Origin of the sequence: Lysinibacillus sp. RS11 (genome assembly GCF_042019215.1) — a bacterium.
GTDB lineage: Bacteria > Bacillota > Bacilli > Bacillales_A > Planococcaceae > Lysinibacillus > Lysinibacillus xylanilyticus_A.
This window is the reverse complement of the sequence record NZ_CP168124.1, coordinates 2,102,921-2,121,312: the sequence shown is the minus strand read 5'-3', so window position 1 is coordinate 2,121,312 and position 18,392 is coordinate 2,102,921. Positions and strand designations below refer to the sequence as shown.

18 protein-coding genes and 1 pseudogene are annotated in these 18,392 nt (G+C 37.9%); 5 read left to right on the top strand and 14 right to left on the bottom strand.

Translation table 11 applies throughout. The features are described from left to right. Positions 1-178 precede the first annotated feature (178 nt). Complete coding sequence (locus AB9L17_RS10690; protein ID WP_068985567.1) at positions 179-694, bottom strand: hypothetical protein; 516 nt, start codon at positions 692-694, stop codon at positions 179-181. Between the two features lie 236 nt (positions 695-930). Here AB9L17_RS10690 and AB9L17_RS10685 point away from each other — a divergent pair. Beyond that, positions 931-1,152, top strand: a pseudogene (locus AB9L17_RS10685) (integrase); the annotation flags it as partial. Positions 1,153-1,210: 58 nt separating this feature from the next. Here AB9L17_RS10685 and AB9L17_RS10680 read toward each other — a convergent pair. Beyond that, complete coding sequence (locus AB9L17_RS10680; RefSeq protein WP_068985480.1) at positions 1,211-1,447, bottom strand: DUF3977 family protein; 237 nt, start codon at positions 1,445-1,447, stop codon at positions 1,211-1,213. A gap of 136 nt (positions 1,448-1,583) precedes the next feature. Further along, positions 1,584-1,754 (bottom strand): hypothetical protein, encoded by a 171-nt coding sequence (locus AB9L17_RS10675; protein WP_175401771.1) that lies wholly within the window; start codon positions 1,752-1,754, stop codon positions 1,584-1,586. Between the two features lie 424 nt (positions 1,755-2,178). On the opposite strand from AB9L17_RS10675, the gene AB9L17_RS10670 reads away from it, so the two are divergent. The 3 genes from AB9L17_RS10670 to AB9L17_RS10660 all read left to right on the top strand — a co-directional run bounded on the left by AB9L17_RS10670 (position 2,179) and on the right by AB9L17_RS10660 (position 3,900). Further along, on the top strand, positions 2,179-2,373 hold the full coding sequence (locus AB9L17_RS10670; protein ID WP_223555314.1) for a hypothetical protein: 195 nt from the start codon (positions 2,179-2,181) through the stop codon (positions 2,371-2,373). Between the two features lie 678 nt (positions 2,374-3,051). After that, entirely contained in the window at positions 3,052-3,432 is a 381-nt protein-coding gene (locus AB9L17_RS10665; protein ID WP_375200583.1) for a DUF7668 domain-containing protein, read from the top strand. A gap of 159 nt (positions 3,433-3,591) precedes the next feature. Next, positions 3,592-3,900: a hypothetical protein gene (locus tag AB9L17_RS10660; RefSeq protein ID WP_375200582.1), complete on the top strand. Its 309-nt coding sequence runs from the start codon at positions 3,592-3,594 to the stop codon at positions 3,898-3,900. A gap of 797 nt (positions 3,901-4,697) precedes the next feature. On the opposite strand, the gene AB9L17_RS10655 is transcribed toward AB9L17_RS10660, so the two are convergent. From AB9L17_RS10655 to AB9L17_RS10610, 10 genes are all read right to left on the bottom strand, one after another. Beyond that, positions 4,698-5,822: a cupin domain-containing protein gene (locus AB9L17_RS10655; protein ID WP_375200581.1), complete on the bottom strand. Its 1,125-nt coding sequence runs from the start codon at positions 5,820-5,822 to the stop codon at positions 4,698-4,700. A gap of 31 nt (positions 5,823-5,853) precedes the next feature. Further along, positions 5,854-6,345, bottom strand: coding sequence for a DinB family protein (locus AB9L17_RS10650; RefSeq protein ID WP_375200580.1), 492 nt, complete (start codon positions 6,343-6,345; stop codon positions 5,854-5,856). A gap of 1 nt (position 6,346) precedes the next feature. Next, positions 6,347-7,294 carry a fumarylacetoacetate hydrolase family protein gene (locus AB9L17_RS10645; RefSeq protein ID WP_375200579.1) on the bottom strand — a complete coding sequence of 316 codons (948 nt, stop codon included), beginning with the start codon at positions 7,292-7,294 and terminating at the stop codon, positions 6,347-6,349. A 149-nt stretch (positions 7,295-7,443) separates the two neighbouring features. Then, positions 7,444-8,994 (bottom strand): class I adenylate-forming enzyme family protein, encoded by a 1,551-nt coding sequence (locus tag AB9L17_RS10640; RefSeq protein ID WP_375200578.1) that lies wholly within the window; start codon positions 8,992-8,994, stop codon positions 7,444-7,446. A 97-nt stretch (positions 8,995-9,091) separates the two neighbouring features. Continuing rightward, on the bottom strand, positions 9,092-10,267 hold the full coding sequence (locus AB9L17_RS10635; protein ID WP_375200577.1) for an acetyl-CoA C-acetyltransferase: 1,176 nt from the start codon (positions 10,265-10,267) through the stop codon (positions 9,092-9,094). Between the two features lie 501 nt (positions 10,268-10,768). Continuing rightward, the gene (locus AB9L17_RS10630; protein WP_375200576.1) at positions 10,769-12,472 is read right to left on the bottom strand and encodes an acyl-CoA dehydrogenase family protein; all 1,704 of its coding nucleotides are present in this window, start codon (positions 12,470-12,472) and stop codon (positions 10,769-10,771) included. 119 nt (positions 12,473-12,591) lie between these two features. Next, positions 12,592-13,371 carry an enoyl-CoA hydratase/isomerase family protein gene (locus tag AB9L17_RS10625; protein ID WP_068985488.1) on the bottom strand — a complete coding sequence of 260 codons (780 nt, stop codon included), beginning with the start codon at positions 13,369-13,371 and terminating at the stop codon, positions 12,592-12,594. Continuing rightward, a complete protein-coding gene (locus AB9L17_RS10620) occupies positions 13,368-14,246 on the bottom strand; it encodes a 3-hydroxyacyl-CoA dehydrogenase family protein (RefSeq protein WP_068985489.1) in 879 nt (292 codons plus the stop codon). The genes AB9L17_RS10625 and AB9L17_RS10620 overlap by 4 nt, the downstream gene beginning before the upstream one ends. A gap of 438 nt (positions 14,247-14,684) precedes the next feature. Continuing rightward, a complete protein-coding gene (locus AB9L17_RS10615; RefSeq protein ID WP_068985490.1) occupies positions 14,685-15,233 on the bottom strand; it encodes a hypothetical protein in 549 nt (182 codons plus the stop codon). 39 nt (positions 15,234-15,272) lie between these two features. After that, complete coding sequence (locus AB9L17_RS10610) at positions 15,273-16,502, bottom strand: FAD-dependent oxidoreductase (protein WP_375200575.1); 1,230 nt, start codon at positions 16,500-16,502, stop codon at positions 15,273-15,275. A gap of 135 nt (positions 16,503-16,637) precedes the next feature. Here AB9L17_RS10610 and AB9L17_RS10605 point away from each other — a divergent pair, with 135 nt between their 5' ends. Beyond that, positions 16,638-17,096, top strand: a complete 459-nt coding sequence (locus AB9L17_RS10605) for a hypothetical protein (protein WP_375200574.1) — start codon at positions 16,638-16,640, stop codon at positions 17,094-17,096. A gap of 119 nt (positions 17,097-17,215) precedes the next feature. On the opposite strand, the gene AB9L17_RS10600 is transcribed toward AB9L17_RS10605, so the two are convergent. After that, on the bottom strand, positions 17,216-18,382 hold the full coding sequence (locus AB9L17_RS10600) for an ABC transporter substrate-binding protein (protein WP_068985493.1): 1,167 nt from the start codon (positions 18,380-18,382) through the stop codon (positions 17,216-17,218). Between the last annotated feature and the right edge of the window lie 10 nt (positions 18,383-18,392).

Below are 18,392 nucleotides of genomic sequence, written 5' to 3'. Positions count from 1 at the left end.
TTCAATGGTTAACTTTACTGCCAAGTCTAAAAAACTAGAAATATGATATGACCCAGATATTATCCTTCTGATTAAATAAAAAACTGATTCTTACCTTTCTATAAGCTATGTGATCAATTCTCTTTTAGATTACGTAGATAATTATATGTTAATCCTTTTTAACTTTTCCAATGAATTGTTACTTTTCCTCTTGATCACCATTTTCACCCTTATTTATTGCACGACCGCCTCCACCAACCGCATGCTGCTGCTTCGTATTAGAACTTCCTATGGCTGAATTAGTTCCTCCCGTACTATCTAAACCGCTTCCGCTTGCTACCTGAGTAGCTGACGACTGTCTTTGCCCCCTATTTACCTGATTATTGATGATGATAACAATTTCCTCGTCACCATCACAGTCTTCATGCTGTTCGTGAGGTTGAGTCTGCTCTCCCTTCATACCGCTGTTTCTAGCTACCCCTTGTGCTCCCACACTTTGCTGTTGATCGGTATTCGAGGAATCTATTGCAGCATTACTACCAGCTGCACTATTTCTTCCTGCCCCACTTGCAATTTGCGTGGTATTAGGTGCACTAGTGAACTGATTATTTATAACAATTACAAGCTTTAACTTATCCGATACAGGAGAATCAGTCCTAATTTCTTCTCCATCTTTTTTTACAATAATCCTTACTTTTTCATTTTTACTTTCCACACTGCTTTGTAATTCCTTGGAATTAGACCCATCATTACTATCTTTATGACCTCGTTGATTTGACATTATACCACCTTCTTTTCGATTTAGAATAATATATCTTATTCGAAGAAGAAATTTAGATTTAGTCAAATACATTAATTTTACTAAAGTTTTATTTGGATAATATCTTTGTGTATAGCATTCTACAAAAATCTCCCCATGGCGAGGTGTATGTCTAGATGTTGATATTGAGTATATCTAAAAATCCAGCAGCTAAAATAAAGGAACCGAAAGCCGAAATTGAACATTTAAGAGAGGCATGTCATACTCCCCTAGAAAAAGCGATATTTGAGTTTATGTTTTCAATAGGATGTAGAATTGGAGGTTAGAACGCTCAGCAATCGTTAGAGGTAAAAGAGATAAAGAAAAGAGAGATTTATTATAATGTCCGCTGTGATATTTGGTTTAAACGATTTCATCCTGTGTCAAAACAATGATTCTTGAGGGGTTCTCTATCTTTCAGTGAAACAAGATTTAACCACTGACTATACCAAATATAACTTTAAATTCGTTACGGTTTTTCTTTTGTCTTTTAAAACCTTCTTTTAAATCTGCTATTAAAACGGTTTTACCAATCCAAATTCTTAAATACAAGGAGTAGAACTTTATTGGTCCTTTTATTCCCTTCTCCTCATATTCTGTGCCATCCTCTAACTCTGTTTCAGTCCTAATTATCCATGTGTTTCCTATTCCGAATTCAATGAATTTCAAAATCAACTCACCCCAATAACCGCACAATAATAACTGGTCTTCAACTATCCTGTGACGTTCGTTGAAGAAGAAAAAGATGGGACCTGTTAAATCCCATCTTGAAGTAAAACCGCCGTTAGTTTAGGCTTTACGCATCCTAATTTTTTAATTGTTTAGTATTTATAAAAAATGCTGTTCCCATTATAAATATGCCTAAACAAACGAACATTGCAATCCCTGAATATTCATCATCAAATATTGTTGTGTTAACCAAAATAACAAACAGCATTAGTACAAGTGATACATATAAGCCTTTATTGTATTTCATAAGTTTTACCTCCACCTTAATAGCAGTCTTGTTCTTTTACTATTCTAATTATTGCCGATATTCCATTTTAATATTAACATTAATTTCCTTTGTTTGAAATTAAAACACAAAAGTGCCCACGCTTATTCATACAGATAGGTAAACCTTTGAAATTATCGCCAGCTTTTCCCCCTGTTCACACCGTACGTGCGACTTTCATCGCATACGGCGTTCCAACTAATCCAATTCGATTTAATCATCAACACTTCTGATATCCAGAGTAATGTGACCATTCTCCATTTGAGCTAGGAACATTTCGCACAACTAAACTGCACCGTTAGTAAAAAAGCATCTTCACTTGTTGTAAGTTAAAGTGGAAAGTTTCACAAAAGATAGGAAATAGTTTATACTGGACTAACTATCATATTTAAAAGGAGCATTTCCTATGACCGAGAATAATCATTCTGAAGTACCAAAGAAAAAAATCAGCCTACATGAGGCAGTGAAACAGCAGCTTGAAAACAAAAAGAACCATTCCTCTTCTAATAAAGGAAAAAAGAATGTCGACCTTTCAACAAAAAAAATGAAAAGCCAGCAAACGAAAAAAACAAGCAATACCCGTAGAAAAATGGGCGTCTAATATACGGATAATATCCGGAAGACATATTACCAGGCAAAGCTGTTGATATTGTTAAAAGAGGAAGGAAAGATTACCAGAGATATCATTTAAGATGTTTTTACAAAATCGGGCACCCCTTCCCCACGGAATTAACGTTAGGCTTACAGACAGATTGGACGTGGACAGGAAATCCACTCTAAACAAAAGAAGTGAAAAAGCATTCAAGGGTGAACAGTTCATTCCCTGAATGCTTTTTTAAATTATTTTATTCTTTTCATTTTATAACTTGTTTAGCTAAATGCTTCGTAAAAAAATGCTGCCAATGCAACTCAATGATCTTTAATAAACACATCCGTTAGCCATCCATTGAAGCGCAATAAACAGCACTTCATCACAGAAAATGAAAGATGGTTAAGTTCTTTCATGGGAGTTGAATAAAAACTCTCTTTTAACACTCCTCAGAAATTACAACTCAACCTTAAGTTTATTTAAAAAAGTTGTACTTCTCTTGGCGATTTTAATATAATGACTTTCTTATCATTGGGTAATTGTTCAAGTTTCTTTAAAACAAAAGGTTTCTTTTCTATTTTAGAAAGTCAAAATCCAGCAATTACGGCATACAGCTTAAGTGAATTTTCTCACAACTGTATGATATTATACAGTTGAATAGAAAGACAAATTAGAATTTGGAGGTTCAATATGAAAAGTGAAGATAAACAATATGCTTTAACTGTTATTACTAATATATTAAAAGTAATGCACAGTAAAGAATATGAAAACATTTTAAATTATGTGGATGAATCTGAAGTGGATGATATTGGTGAATTATTCTATTATGTCCAAGAAACATTAAACTTAAATGGATTTGATTCATTTGATGAATATGGCGCTCTATGTAATTTTCACCCAACATACGAATATTCACAAATCAACTTCTATGAATTCAATGATCACAGTGGATTTGCTGTTGATTATGATTTAACTTCAAATTCAGAATTGGCAGATATGTGTTTGCAAATGGAGTTTTTATATACGGATGACGGATTAAAAAGTGTTTTTATCACAGTTGACCCACAGTAAAACAATAATTCGAAAGAATCGCTAGAATATTAGTAGATATGGGATATTCAAATTCAGTGTATGAGCTTATCAAAGATTCAGAAGTTTGACTTTCGGTTGAATTAGCGAATAAAATCAAGAATTAACAACTTATAAATCTAAATATTAAAAGGAGAACATATGGAAATATACAACATTAATTTGAATATTCATTATTCTGCCCCACATGAAGTTTGGGATAATTTGGAGCGTTTATATAGAGAAATGCCTAACTGGAACAACTTTGTAAACGGCTGTCCACAGTGGTATGGTTCAGATGGTAAATTGATAGAAGTAAGTATTGAACCAAGTGGATTACAATTCTATGCTGAATTACCAGCAGAAGAATGGAATGAATGGATTACATTATTTAAGAATAGCGCTACAAAATTATTGGGGTATGAAGTTGGCGAACCAGAAGACGGTTTTGAATTTCACTATTATGATTAACCCTAAAAATTCCAAGTTGTCCATAAGCTTAATTTGAAAATACATAAGACACTTCGGTGTTTTTTTATATCATCGACAATTCTTCCAGTCACACCTAATTCCTATTCAACTAACCCCATTCGTTCAATAAGAAAAAAGAGCTGCCTATGCAACTCAATGATCGTCAAGTAACGCCGCCGTTAGCTTAAAAAGGACAAAACTTACTAATTAGGTTTAATGTATTCTCCTATCTCCGTTCAGCGGATAAATCATCTATAGAACTAAACGGAACGATGGACATGTTTATTTTTTTACTTCAAGGTGTAATATATATTTTTAAAATATTTACCACACTCGTAGCAAATAATTCTCCATTAGTCATACTAGGATTCATCATTTTTAAGTATGAACCAATAATTATCTCTGTAATTTTCATCCATGTACTTTTAAAATTCTTGAGAATTATAGGCGTCTTTTACTGCTTCTGAATCGCTTTTATAACTTGTTTAATCGTTAGTTGAGCATTTCTCAATGCTTTTTCCGTCATGTTAGCATGTGCAACTTTCGCAGTTTTCTTTAAGAAAAGCTTTTATGTGGAAGCAAAAAAATTCTTGTAGTAGCTATATTGAATGGTGATAATAAACCTAGTAGACCTTTACCTTTGATTTTTAAAATGTATCTGACACTACCCCATAAATGACTAGAATATTCCACCAAATGATTTTGAACTGCTATCTAAAAAAGGAACCTAGTATCTTCTAAAAAACACTTAAGTTATTGTTGAAGAAGAGGTTCCCATTTATCCAATTGTTAAGCTATTAACGAAAAGCCGCTTTGAATTCACCAGTGATTTTCTGATGCCCGTTATCCACATCATAAGCTTGTTCTTGTTCTAGTTCGAAGCGATCCATAATCGGCAGATCGTTCACCGAGAACAGATAAGAATCTTCTGAAACTACATGTTCATGCCATGCCCAGTTTGGTATGACAAAATAATCGCCTTTTTTCCAATCAAAACGTACTCCGTTAATAATCGTATAACCAGATCCTTTATATGCATGATGGATTGTCGAATGCGTATGCCGATGAGCTTTCGTATGAAATCCTTTCGGAAGATACTGCATCCTTGAACCTATCGTTGGGTTTGCCGTCTTGCCAGTAGATGGATTGATATACTCAATCGCAAAACCTTCATACGGATCAGGATCAAAATTCATTAAACCTTTAATCGCTTCCTCTGTGCGATTCCACTTATAATTTGCCAAAGGTGCAATCGTATAATTGGCATCACCAACCGGGCGAACCATACCGCCACTATAACGAAGTTCCGAAAAGTTATCCGGTACATTAGGCTGTTGGAGTCCATCTTTATGTGGCTCAAAGAATGTCCCGCCAATGGAATAAATGGTTGGAATATCGAGCGCATCCATCCATATCATCGGTTTATTACCGACATGACCATGACCGTGCCATAGGTTTTTCGGTGTCGTCAAGAAGTCACCCTCTCGCATATAAATCCGTTCACCTTGAACGATTGTATACGCACCTTCACCATCTGTAATAAAACGAATTGCACTTTGTGTATGTCGATGCGATGGTGCTTCTTCTCCAGGAAGTAAAAGTTGAACTGCTGCATACAATGTTTGTGTTGTCGACGCCCAACCCCAAGGCTGACGGTAAGTCAAACCAGGGTTTTGAAAATAAATCGCACGACGTTCGCCACCGCGTTCTGGTGTGAATATTTGTGCTGCTTCCATCAATTTCTTAGTCAACAGTTCCCCGCTCCAAAGATATGCCTCGGCTTGTGGTTTTGGTGTTTTATTCATAATTTCAGGGATGGCTTCCCAAAGGGGACCGAGATTGTATTGTTGAATATCTTTCGTAAAGTCTTTAACAGTATCACTACTCATAAATTGTTTGACTTCTTCTTTCATTTCAGCCATTCAAAACACTCCTTTTCTTTTAGTAGTCTACTTAGTTACGTTTACTTAAATTACGTTGGATTTGAACGTAATGTCCGTTCACATGTTCTACCAGGAAATGATTGATGATGAACGACACTGGTTTGTGGCCAAACTTTTCAAAATTACGATGCGGATTCTCTGCATTAAGTTGTGCTTCACTTAAACCGATTAGACGGTCTGAAACTTGTTGCTGTATCTTTTTCAACGTCGCAATTTCTTCTTCAATACTTAGCTCATCTGGATTAAATACTGCAGCAAGTCGACTTTCATCCTCTAAACCACGTCCCCACTTCGAACCCGGCTCTGCAACTACGCGCTCCACTTCGCCAAGCCAGTACGGAATCGCCTCGTTTAAGTGCGATACAATTTGCATTATTGACCATTCTTCTTCAGTTGGATTCCAACGAAAAACCTTTTCATCTAAACCTTCTACACTTTTGAGAATGTCACAGATTGAGTTATTAATAGCTTGAATCGAGTCTTTATTTGTTGTAGTAGTCATGTTAGTTACCTTCTCCCTGTAGAACTACTTTATTTTCCAGTATTCCTACTTGATCAATTTCAATTTTCACGACATCGCCATCTTTTAAAAATGTGGGAGGATCCATTGCAACACCTACACCGCCTGGCGTTCCAGTTAAAATAATGTCACCTGGTTCAAGAGTAACTAACTTCGAAAGAAATGAAACAAGATGTGGAACAGAGAAAACGAGATTTTCTGTATTCGTTTTCTGTCTCACCTCACCATTAACTGACAGTACGACACCGAGTCCAGATGGATTTGTTAATTCATCAGAAGTAACCATCCAAGGTCCCATTGGTGCACTGCCATCAACTGTTTTTCCTTGTAGCCATTGTAGTGTTCGCCTTTGCAAATCACGATAAGTTACGTCGTTGGCAATTGTGTAACCTGCCACGTAAGCAAGTGCTTCCTCTTCAGATACATTGCGTGCTTGTTTACCGATTATAACTGTGAATTCAGCTTCGTAATCGAGTTGTTCAGAAATCGGATGGAATGGGATATCGTCTTCCGGTCCAATAACTGTATTCGCAAACTTAGCAAATAAAACTGGATTAGTTGGAATGTCGCGCCCCATTTCTAAAATATGTTCGCGGTAGTTATGCCCTACACAGAAGATCTTCCCAGGGTTTGTCACTGGTGCATTTACTTTTATTTCACTTTTATCATAAATCAGCTGGTGCTTGAAGTTTCCAGTATTGGAAAGTGCATAGTTAATCGCAGACTTCGCAATTTCCATACTGTCATTTCCTCCCTCGAGGAAGCCTTCCATTTTGGCTGGTACATATGCTTCGGCAATGGCTTCATAGCGATACTTACCTTCACTCTGAAGTTGTGCTTGGTACGCATAATTGAGGTCGACTACCTTTTCCCCTTCAACAATTGCACCAATACGAGAAAAACCTGCAGTTGTAAATGTTATCAATTTCATAACTATCTCCCTTTAAATGTTTTATTTAAACACTCCAATTCTATTAGCAATGATGCTCAATCCTAGCTCAGAACAGTAGTAATAGCAATCTTGCTAAATACTAATACAATATGTCCGCGAATTAGACGTGGTAATATGGCTATCTCATACTAAGTTGTAAATGCTTTATTATACTTAACTAGCTCTTCTTTCAACTTTATTTTGCTTATCTTCCCTGACGCTGTGACGGGTAACTCATCTAGAATGAGGAACTTGTCTGGAATTTTGTATTTGACAAACCGCTCTTTCATAAAAGCAAGTAATTCCTCTTCGTTAGATGTCTCCCCTTCACGAAGGACAACACAGGCATATGTCAATTCGCCAAATATCGCATCTGGAAGACCGATGACTGCCGCTTCCAAAACAGCTGGATGTTGATGAAGCGTTTCTTCTAATTCCCGCGGATAAATATTAAATCCACCTTTAATGATCATTTCTTTTTTCCGACCGACTATACGAACGTAACCATTTTCATCGATTGTAGCCAAATCTCCTGTATAAAACCAACCTTCCTGATCAATCGCTTGAGCAGTTTCTATCGGCATATTGTAATAGCCTTTAGTCACTCCAGGACCTTTACAAGCAAGTTCACCAACCTCGCCGACCTTACACTCCAGACGATTTTCATCGACCACTTTTAATTCCACGCCAGGTATCGGTCGACCCACTGTCTCTGAACGAGCCTTATCATCGGCATCAAATCCAGTCAGCGTAAGTGTTGCAGACGTTTCAGTTGAGCCATATGCGATTAATATATTGCAGTTCATATTCGTCCGTATTTTTTTTACAACTTCCACCGGACATGGTGCAGCAGCCATTTCACCTGTTCGAAGGGAACTTAAGTCATATTTCTCAAAATCAGAAGAATTCAGTTCCAATATAAACATCGTTGGAACACCTGGATGTACAGTTACTTTTTCTGATTCGATGAGTGCCAATGCCCCTGTTACTGAATACTTCCGCATTATTACTAATTTCCCACCACAAAATACTGCCCGAAGGAGAAATGTGATACCCATAATATGAAATAATGGATTTGGAATTAAAAACACATCATCCTCTGTACATTCCATAATTTTTGAAGCTGAACCCGAACTAAATAATACATTTTCATGCGTTAGCATCGCACCTTTTGGACGTCCAGTTGTGCCCGATGTAAACATAATTGTAAATAAATTACCTTTCGGCTCAACGCGAATATCTTCAAATTCATTACCAACTAATAAATCATCATAATAAAGATATTCCTCTGCCTGAAAACCAACAGAAATTAGGATCTCCAACGATTCAATTTCTGCACGAAGCTCTGAATAAAAACTTACTTCTCCACAAAGTAACGCTTTGGCTTCTGTTTGTTGCACTATATAGGAACTTTCCTCCTTGGTGAAAAATGGATTAAGAGGAACTAAAACAGCTCCAACACGTGCAATAGCAAATAATGATGTGACGAATTCAATTGAATTTATGAGTGCAACCGCCACGCGATCCCCGCTATTAATACCACTATTTATTAGTCCTTGTGCAAGTTTTGTCACTTCACGATCTAATTGTCCGTATGTCATTCTTCTTTTTTCATAATAGATTGCTTCCCGATTCGGCAATTTATTAGCTTTGATTTTCAATAAATCACTGACATTAGAGTGCATTACAATGTTATCCAAATTATCCACCTCTCCTACTATAGTTAGTCCCAAAACAACTGGCTATTAAATGCTCAAATCGACTTCCACGGACAACACTTAGAATTACTTATATTTTTTATAATGATTCCCAAATTGCTGCGATTCCTTGGCCGCCGCCGATGCAAACGGCTGCTGCACCATACCTTTTATTACGTCTTTTTAACTCGTAAATAAGTGAATGTGTGATTCTTGTTCCGCTTGCTGCAAGTGGATGTCCAAGAGCAACAGCACCACCATTAACGTTTCCTATTTCCAAGTCAAATCCTAGTTCCTTCTGGCAAGCTAAATATTGTGCGGAGAAAGCCTCATTAATTTCGATCAAATCCAAATCTTCCAACTGTAAATTTGCTTTTTTCAATGCTCCTCTAATTGCCGGTACCGGACCAATCCCCATATATTTCGGGTCAACACCAACAACATCCCATGAAACAAGACGCGCAATCGGTTTCAATCCATTCTTCTCTGCATAATGGCTAGATGCAATAATCACTGCCGCTGCACCGTCAACCATTCCACTTGCATTTCCCGGCGTAACAACCCCTCCCACAACAAAACGGGCTTCCAGCTTCCCGAGCTTTTCCATAGTTGTCTCACGGATATGTTCGTCATGTTCAACGATGCTATCACCTTTACTTCCTTTTACATTTACAGAGACAATTTCTTCTTTAAAATAGCCTTTTTCTCTCGCTTTGATAGCACGCTTATGACTGGAAAATGCATGGGCATCCACTTCTTCGCGTGTAATTTTATACTTTTCTGCAAGATTTTCTGCGGTTTGCGACATTGTGTATCCAGCGTTCGTATCAAGTAAGCCATCCCATACCCAGTCTTCAACTATCGGTCCTCCAAGAGGGCTTCCCCATCTCGCACCGCGAATAACGTGGGGTACTTGGCTCATATTTTCAGTACCACCGGCCAAAACGACATTCGCTTCTCCTGTAAGAATATAGCGTGCACCAGTTAAAATTGCCTCAATACCAGTACCACAGACACGGTTGATTGTGACTGCAGGTACCTCAAGAGATGTACCAGCTTTCAAACCAACATGTCTTGCTAACATATGAGCATCTTTACTCGACTGCTGAACATTCCCGAATACGACTTGATCGATGTCATCCGGGTTGATATTTGATTTACGAATTGCTTCTTTTGCTGCGATTACACCTAGTTCTGCAGCCGTAATGTCACGGAATGAACCTGAAATTTTTGCAAATGGCGTACGTGCACCTTCTAATAAAACAATGTCTGTCATTCTATACATTCCTTTCACTATTCTTGAGGCCACTGAAAATAATGATTTACCTGAAAAATATTAATGAAAAATCTACTATTTGGATCCACTACTCTGGCATACGCTATCTTTGAGCGGTACCGAGCTTCCTGAGCCAATTCGAAGTTGGTCATGAAGGCGTCAGTCCACTCAGGATGACGCGACCCTAAGCAAGCCTTCTTCTCTTTCGCTTCGTGTAGGGGCTCGACTTTCTCTCTCATTCTGAATATTGGGAAAAATTTAGGTGTGTCGATTAAGCATTTTTATACATTTAAATGACTGATTTCCGCTACGGGCTACTCGCTTTCCTATGGGCGGGAGTCTAGTAGCCCTACACTATACTCAGCTAAAATAGGAATATACAGGCAAATGAAGCAACAAAAAAATTCCTTTTATTACTCAATAAAAAACCTATTTTTCCCCAATAACACAACTGTTAAAAATTCTCCTTTTCAGTTTTTCAGTACCTCTTCTTCGTATTAATTAAATCATATAGCGTTCTACCGCAATTACTCGATCAGCAATACGCCTTTTTGTTTCAACTATATTTTCTTTACTACTTGCAATCAGGCGTCCCGTTACATGTGAGAACTCCTCATGATCGTTAAGATGATTAAGTAAATTTAACCCTGCAATTGCACTCCGTTGCGCAATTTCATGAATAAAGACTTTTGCACAATCTAATTTTTGTCCATTTTGTTCTTCCCCAGACTGCTTGATTGCTTTTTCAGCACGCAGGATGGCACTTTCACTTGTGTAAATACCAATTGCAAGATTTGCAAGGAATGCCGCAATTTCTTGCTCTTCATTCATATTATCGATACTAGCCTGATGAATCGCTTGGATTGTCACATGGTAATAATCCTTCAAAAGACGGAGTGTCTGTTTTTCATGTTGAAGTGGACCATTTTCAGGATGTACTGAATGATTTTTTGCAACATAACTTTTCAACAATGTAGAAGCTATTATGATTCTGTTTATTTCATTTGTACCTTCAAAAATTCGATTGATACGTGAATCCCGGTAAAGAGTTTCTACCTCATATTCACCCATATAGCCATACCCACCATGAATTTGAACAGCTTCATCGATGACAAAATCTAGCGTTTCGGAAGACAAAACTTTATTCATCGAACATTCGACAGCAAAACCTGCAATCGTTTCACCATAACCCACACCGTTGTCTTTCATTTCCTCAAAACCTTTTTGCATTGCACCAGCCGTGCGATAGACGCTACTTTCATTGGCATATGTTTGAATCGTCATATCTGCAATTTTTTGTTTGATCAAATTAAAACTAGAAATTGACTTGTGAAACTGTTTACGCTCATTGGCATACTTTGTCGCAAGTTCAATCGATCGTTTGGAAATACCAAGTGTTGCTGAAGATAATTTAAAACGACCAATATTTAAGACATTAAAAGCGATGATATGACCACGACCAATTTCTCCAATCACATTTTCTACCGGTACTTTTACATTTTCCAAGATGAGTGAACGAGTTGACGATCCTTTCAGCCCCATTTTTTTCTCTTCAGGACCAGTCGTTAAACCCTCGTACTCTTTTTCAACGATAAATGTCGTTATTTTAGCGTCGCCTATTTTTGCATAAACAATAAAGATATCTGCAAATGCCGAATTTGTAATCCACTGTTTTTCTCCGTTCAGCACATAATATTTTCCATCAGCTGATAACTTGGCAGTTGTTTTCAGTCCCATTGCATCAGTTCCAGCAGATGGCTCCGTCAGCGCATACGCAGCAATCTTTTCTCCAGTTAATAAAACAGGCAAATATTTATCTTTTTGTTCCTTATTTCCAAAGTAAGCAATTGGTAGTGCGCCAATTCCAGTTTGTCCCCCAAATGTAATGGAAAAAGAACGGCTAATAGCCATCTTCTCAGAAATGATTGCGCCAGACACTTTCCCAAGGTCCAATCCGCCATCTAGTTCCGGAATATCGGCACCGATTAGTCCAAGTTCTCCCGCTTCTTTAATAAGACGGACCGTTTCATCGAATTCTTGATTTTCAATTTTTTTTAGTGCAGGCATAACTTTATTCACCACAAACTTCTCAGTCATATCGGCAATCATTTTATGCTCTTCACTAAAATCTTCCGGTGTGAATATATCTTCTGGAACAATACTTCTGGATAAGAAGCTATTAGTCTCCTTTTCTTCTATCAACACTTTCTTTCACTCCCTCCATCTAGAAGTTTGGTTATTCACTGTCTGTCTTACCAAAGTTTTATAGAAAATGAAGAACCTGATGACTTTCTATATGAACGTTTCTATATTTATTAGTTTTATTAACGACCAGTATAAACTGGCTTTCTCTTCTCAACGAATGCATTCAACCCTTCTTTTCGATCTTCTGTTGAAAATGCATTACCAAAACATGCTGCTTCAATGATTAACCCAGACTCGATATCTGTATTACTTCCTGCATTGACGGCCTGTTTTACCATTTGCAGGGCAACTGGTGGCTTTTGAGCAAGTTTTTTTGCCCATTCTTTTGCAACAGGTATTACTTCTTCAGCTGGCACAACTTTATTTACAATACCCAATTCAAGTGCACGAACAGCATCGAACATTTCTCCAAAATAGAGGAGTTCTTTCGCTATCCCCTGCCCAACAATTTTAGGTAATCGCTGAGTGCCTCCTCCGCCAGGAATAATTCCAAGACCTACTTCAGGGAATGCGAACTTTGCTTTTTCAGTGCTAATACGTAAGTCACACACCAGAGCAAGTTCTAGTCCACCACCAAGTGCCATTCCATTCAACGCTGCTATGACTGGCTTAGTTGAATTTTCTATTTGTGTGAATACTGATCTAGATACTTTATTCATCTTATTGATTCCAACAAGATCCAATCCCGCCATTTCGGAAATATCTGCACCAGCAACAAATGCTTTTTCACCACTGCCAGTTAAAATAATTGCCCGAACATCATCCTCTTCATCCAACTTACTGAACACATCAGATAACTCATTGAAAACTTGAGTATTTAGAGGATTTACAGGTGGACGGTTAATCGTTATTGTAGCTATATTATTTTCAACTTCCACTAACAAAGATTTATATATCATTTTTCCACCAGCTCCTTTTTTTCTTTATAATCGTAAAATCCTGCTCCTGATTTCTTACCGAAACGACCAGCTCTCATCATTTGTTTCATTAGTAAAGGTGGTGCAAAGCGTGGATCGTTAAATTCATTGTTGAAATATTCCATTACATGGTAGCCGATATCGACACCAGCATAGTCTTGTAATTCAAATGGTCCCATAGGGTAGTTCAAGCCAAATTTCACTGCTTTATCAATATCTTCTGCAGATGCTACACCTTCTTCTAAAAGACGAATCGCCTCGATAAACTGAGGAATCATAATGCGGTTGACAATAAATCCAGGCGTATCTTTTTTGACTTCCACAACTTCTTTCCTTAGTTGAAGTGACAGCGCTTTCAAAGCAGACACTGTATCATCACTCGTTTCGTAACCGCGTACGATTTCTACTAGCTTCATTAATTGTGCAGGGTTGAAAAAATGCATACCTGCGACACGATCCGGACGTTTCGTTGCAGCCGCAATTTCTGTTATGGACATGGATGATGTATTCGTCGTTAATATGACATCGTCTCTAACAATTACATCAAGTTGTGAGAATACCTCTTTCTTTAAATCGAGATCTTCAAGAACTGCTTCAATAACAATATCGACATCTTTCAAATCTTCAAGCTTTGTAGTTGTCTGGATGCGCGTAAGTGTTTCCTGCTTTTGCTCCTCAGTCATTTTTCCTCGCTCAACACTTTTTGACATAAATTTATTAAGTCGAGCCATGGCCCCTTCTAAATACCTGTCTTCAATATCTCGCAAAACTACGTTAAAGCCATTTAATGCGGCAAGATTTGCAATACCTGCACCCATAGAACCAGCGCCGACTACACCAATTGTTTTAATGATCATTATTTATCTCCCCTAACTTTTTTCTATATTTTCATTATATACAGACAATTTTTCGCATTGTATCTACATAGTGTAGGAAAACGAGATCTTCTTTCATCAAATAATATGAATTTCTTACTTTTCATTCATAAGTGTTACCTTTGAAATCCCTTATATAAATCCATGAATCTTCATACCACCTTCTCCCTGATCATATTAGCCATAGGTAAACCTCTACAGGAATAAAGAATGCCTGGAAAATAAGAGACAATGGACAAAGGAAATAAGTTTTAACTCACATAAATCCCTTATTCAAGTCATCCTCCTTCTCAAAATAGAACTTTTCACATTACGATTCTCTTTTTCTATTACAATAATAAATAAAAAAAGCTGTACTGGAGGTAGCTCCGGTACAGCTTTTCTGTTGTAAGTTACGAAGTATAAATATGTTGTTTCATATTACAATAGATAAATCCTATTTCCATCTAGACCCACAGGTACGTGACCCATTTCAAGCAATTCAAGCAAAGGAATAAACAAATCTTCCTCACCTGCAAGTTCTGCTGTACAAACGAGAACTGCAATGTACATGGCGTGTCCTACAAAGAAATTAACCTGCTTTTCATCACCAAATTCTTGGAATGCTTTTTGAAATGTTGCATGAAAAACTGCTTGCGGTACGGATTCAATTGCTATTTTAAGCAAATCTGCTTGACCTGCTTCATCAATTTTTTTTTTCAATTGATCTGGAAGACCACTCAAAACTTTCCATAGGTTGCTATTATCAAATGTCAGTTTACTAATTGTTTCTGATGTCTGCTCTTTGGTTACCCACTGAATTTCGTAATCATCCACTTGCAACTTCTGCATTAAGCGTTGTAATGCTTCTTCGGCAATCTTTTCTTTATACCCTGCTTTTTCGTACCAGTCTATAGCAGATAATCGTTCAGCTATCTCATTGATTGACTGCGCTTTCGAACCAAACTTATTCTCACTAATCAACACCATGCGATAATCCTCCTTTTCAACTTCAAGTATTAATTACCATTAGTATTTTGTTGTCAGTTCAGGTGGACCGAATTTCGGACCATATGGACCTTCATCGAGCCAGCGTCCTAGAGTCGGAACGATTGAAACGAGTGAAGCTGCAAGTTCGCGCTTCATATTCATTTCTCGCGAATCGCCCTGTAAGTGATGAAGCGCAGTTGTCGATCCATCTCGATTCCACAATGCTGCAATTCTCCGTTCAGTGGCCGCTTCAACAATAGCTTGACAACGTTCTGCTTCACTAGTTGCTTTTATTGCCTGTTCGATACCACGAACTGCAATAATTGCATCAGGTATTCCAGAATTCAATCCACGTGCACCGAAAGGAGCGAATAAATGAGCTGCCTCTCCCGCTAGCAAGATACGGCGCTTTTCATCCGTAAATGAATCGACAACTACTTGATGGAAACGGTACGAGGACACCCAAGTAACTCGTTCTGCATATTTTGGATTCATCACTTTTGGAAGCCACTCTTTCACACTTTCTTCTGTGCCGTAATCTTCAACCTTATCTTCAGCTAACAATTGAAGATCGACACGCATGCCTCCCTTAAATGGAACAAACATTACGTTACGGCATTCCATTGCCGGGTGCTGATAATGGAAGATCCGTTCAATAGGCATTGGATCATTTTCATCCTCTTCAATATCAACGACTATGAATGTATCATTCGTACGCGGACCTTCAAATTGAATACCAGACTGTTCACGCACGACAGAGCGTGCACCATCGCAGCCGATTATATAATCTGCTTCCCAAATCTCACCAGAAGCCGTTGTTAACTTGACGCCTCCATCTGTAATGTCTAGATCCTTTGCAGATTCTCCCCATACAAATTCAACACCAGCCTCAGAACAAGCATTGTAAATATGCTTTTCTATCTTATGTTGATGAAGCGATGCAAAATGTGGTAATTTAGTCGGATCTTGAGTATTGGTTACCCCATAATTACGCACATAAACTTCTTTTCCACGGAATAAAGTTCTTTTGATTGGCCAAATAACTCCATCTTTGGACAATTCAAAACCAAGACCTTTTGATGTTTCTTCCAGTAACTTTAACGATGCCCCATGAATATAGATCGCTCGGCTACCAGCTCGCGGAGTATCCTTTTCTTGCGATTCAATTACTACACATGATATACCTTTTTTTTGAAGGGCCAATGCCGCAGTAAGTCCAACTGGTCCAGCTCCTACAACAATTACATTTCTTTTTTTCACATTCACCATTTATTACATCCCCTTTTTAAGCAATTGAAATAGTATTCAATCTGATTTTAGTGATCAAACTTCTATAAAAAAGGTCCATCACCATAAGGTGTGGTTGATTTCCGTTCCGACTGGGTGCTTTCCTAAGGGCGTCCGATGAGCCGCTTCGAGCAACAGATGTTTTTTGTGCGAAAGCGCAGCGTCAGCAACAAGTGTTTTTTGTGCGAAAGCGCAGCGTCAGCAACAAGTGTTTTTTGTGCGAAAGCGCAGCGTCAGCAACAAGTGTTTTTTGCGCGAAAGCGAAGCGTCAGCAACAAGTGTTTTTTGCGCGAAAGCGAAGCGTCAGCAGCAAGTGTTTTTGTGCGAAAGCGCAGTGCTAACGTAGCGATAGCAACAAGTGTTTTTTGTGCGAAAGCGCAGCGTCAGCAACAAGTGTTTTTTGTGCGAAAGCGCAGCGTCAGCAACAAGATGTTGGTCACAAAGGCGTTATCACAGGACGTGATGGTTTTAGCCTTCGTTCCCTTAGGTGCTCGCTCAGAGGCTCATCTGTACGCTGTCCCTAAGGAGTCGCCCAGACTTCACTCCAATCAACTAATATACAAGGCATATATTTAAAAAAATGTCCTCCACAACTTTTGGTAAAGAACCACAAAAAACCATAAATACTTTATAATACCCTTATCTTTTTAAAAAAAGAGATCTATATTAATTTTTAATGTTATAGGTCTCTTTATTTACTCAGTAAACTTCCAATCATTATTTTCAATACTTAAAACAGATATTCCATCAGGTTCAGGGCTTGCTTGTGATACACCAAAATCAAAAGTTCCCGTAGCCCCTAAATATTTTCCTAAATCGTTTTGTAAATAAGTATGAATATCTTCGGATGTTACATTTCCTGCTTTAATCGCTTTTACAACAACATTTATACCGTCCAAAAGATGTGCAGCGAATAAGTCTGGTTCACTATTAAATTCTTTTTTATATGCATCACTGAATGCCTTTAACATTTCTTTTTGATCCGAATCTGGCAATTGATCTATAACACTTAGTTTACTACCAACGACCATAATATTTTCATTGTCATCCTTCACTTGTTCCAAGAACCCTTGGTTTGCAGCAGCCGTACTTTGAATCATCGGAATGTCAAAATTCATCGCTTTAAAATTACGAGCGATAATTCCAGCTCCAGGTGTTCTCGACCAAACGATGATCGCTTCGGGATTCTTTTTACGAACTTTTGTCAATTGAATTGTCATATCTGTAGCAGTAGCATCGAACTCTTCATGAGCAATAATCTCGATGCCATTTTCCTTAGCCAACGCTTCAAATGCTGGCATACCAGTTACTCCGAAGCCGTCAGAAGCATTCACCCACGCTACTTTTTTAATATTATTCTTCTTTAAATATTCAACAATCGGCATTGCAATGACCGTTGTGCTTTGTGCCATGCTATATACATACTCACTTTCCGATTCAATCGGTGCAATTGTAAGTAATGGTAGTTTTTTCTCAATGGCTTTTGGTATAATGGCCATCGTAGTACTTGATTGAGTCGCTCCAACAACCGCTACAACATTTTCTGAAATTAATTTATCCATCGCGACTACCGCTTTTGTATCATTCGTTTCATAGTCTTGTTTGATAAGCTGAACTTTCTTACCATCAATTGGACCTGCTTCATCTAATTGTTTTTGTAATAATTCCACAGTCTTTGCTTGTGCACTACCAAGTGTTGATGCTGGACCTGTTTCAGCTACAATCACACCAATTTTTACAACTCCTTCCTCACTTTTCCCACCGCTTGTCTCCTCTGCATTCTCGATTCCACATCCCGCAACAACTAATAGAAAAACGAAAGATAAAATAGCAACTAGTTTACCTATAAAAAATTTTTTCATACAAACCCTT

What these genes read in the sequence shown, in the direction of transcription:
- AB9L17_RS10620 (WP_068985489.1), bottom strand. Translation starts at nt 14,246, where the DNA reads ATGATCATTAAAACAATTGGTGTAGTCGGCGCTGGTTCTATGGGTGCA.
- AB9L17_RS10635 (WP_375200577.1), bottom strand. Translation starts at nt 10,267, where the DNA reads ATGACAGACATTGTTTTATTAGAAGGTGCACGTACGCCATTTGCAAAA.
- AB9L17_RS10655 (WP_375200581.1), bottom strand. Translation starts at nt 5,822, where the DNA reads ATGGCTGAAATGAAAGAAGAAGTCAAACAATTTATGAGTAGTGATACT.
- AB9L17_RS10615 (WP_068985490.1), bottom strand. Translation starts at nt 15,233, where the DNA reads ATGGTGTTGATTAGTGAGAATAAGTTTGGTTCGAAAGCGCAGTCAATC.
- AB9L17_RS10610 (WP_375200575.1), bottom strand. Translation starts at nt 16,502, where the DNA reads ATGGTGAATGTGAAAAAAAGAAATGTAATTGTTGTAGGAGCTGGACCA.
- AB9L17_RS10625 (WP_068985488.1), bottom strand. Translation starts at nt 13,371, where the DNA reads ATGATATATAAATCTTTGTTAGTGGAAGTTGAAAATAATATAGCTACA.
- AB9L17_RS10600 (WP_068985493.1), bottom strand. Translation starts at nt 18,382, where the DNA reads ATGAAAAAATTTTTTATAGGTAAACTAGTTGCTATTTTATCTTTCGTT.
- AB9L17_RS10670 (WP_223555314.1), top strand. Translation starts at nt 2,179, where the DNA reads ATGACCGAGAATAATCATTCTGAAGTACCAAAGAAAAAAATCAGCCTA.
- AB9L17_RS10675 (WP_175401771.1), bottom strand. Translation starts at nt 1,754, where the DNA reads ATGAAATACAATAAAGGCTTATATGTATCACTTGTACTAATGCTGTTT.
- AB9L17_RS10665 (WP_375200583.1), top strand. Translation starts at nt 3,052, where the DNA reads ATGAAAAGTGAAGATAAACAATATGCTTTAACTGTTATTACTAATATA.
- AB9L17_RS10660 (WP_375200582.1), top strand. Translation starts at nt 3,592, where the DNA reads ATGGAAATATACAACATTAATTTGAATATTCATTATTCTGCCCCACAT.
- AB9L17_RS10605 (WP_375200574.1), top strand. Translation starts at nt 16,638, where the DNA reads ATGAGCCGCTTCGAGCAACAGATGTTTTTTGTGCGAAAGCGCAGCGTC.
- AB9L17_RS10645 (WP_375200579.1), bottom strand. Translation starts at nt 7,294, where the DNA reads ATGAAATTGATAACATTTACAACTGCAGGTTTTTCTCGTATTGGTGCA.
- AB9L17_RS10650 (WP_375200580.1), bottom strand. Translation starts at nt 6,345, where the DNA reads ATGACTACTACAACAAATAAAGACTCGATTCAAGCTATTAATAACTCA.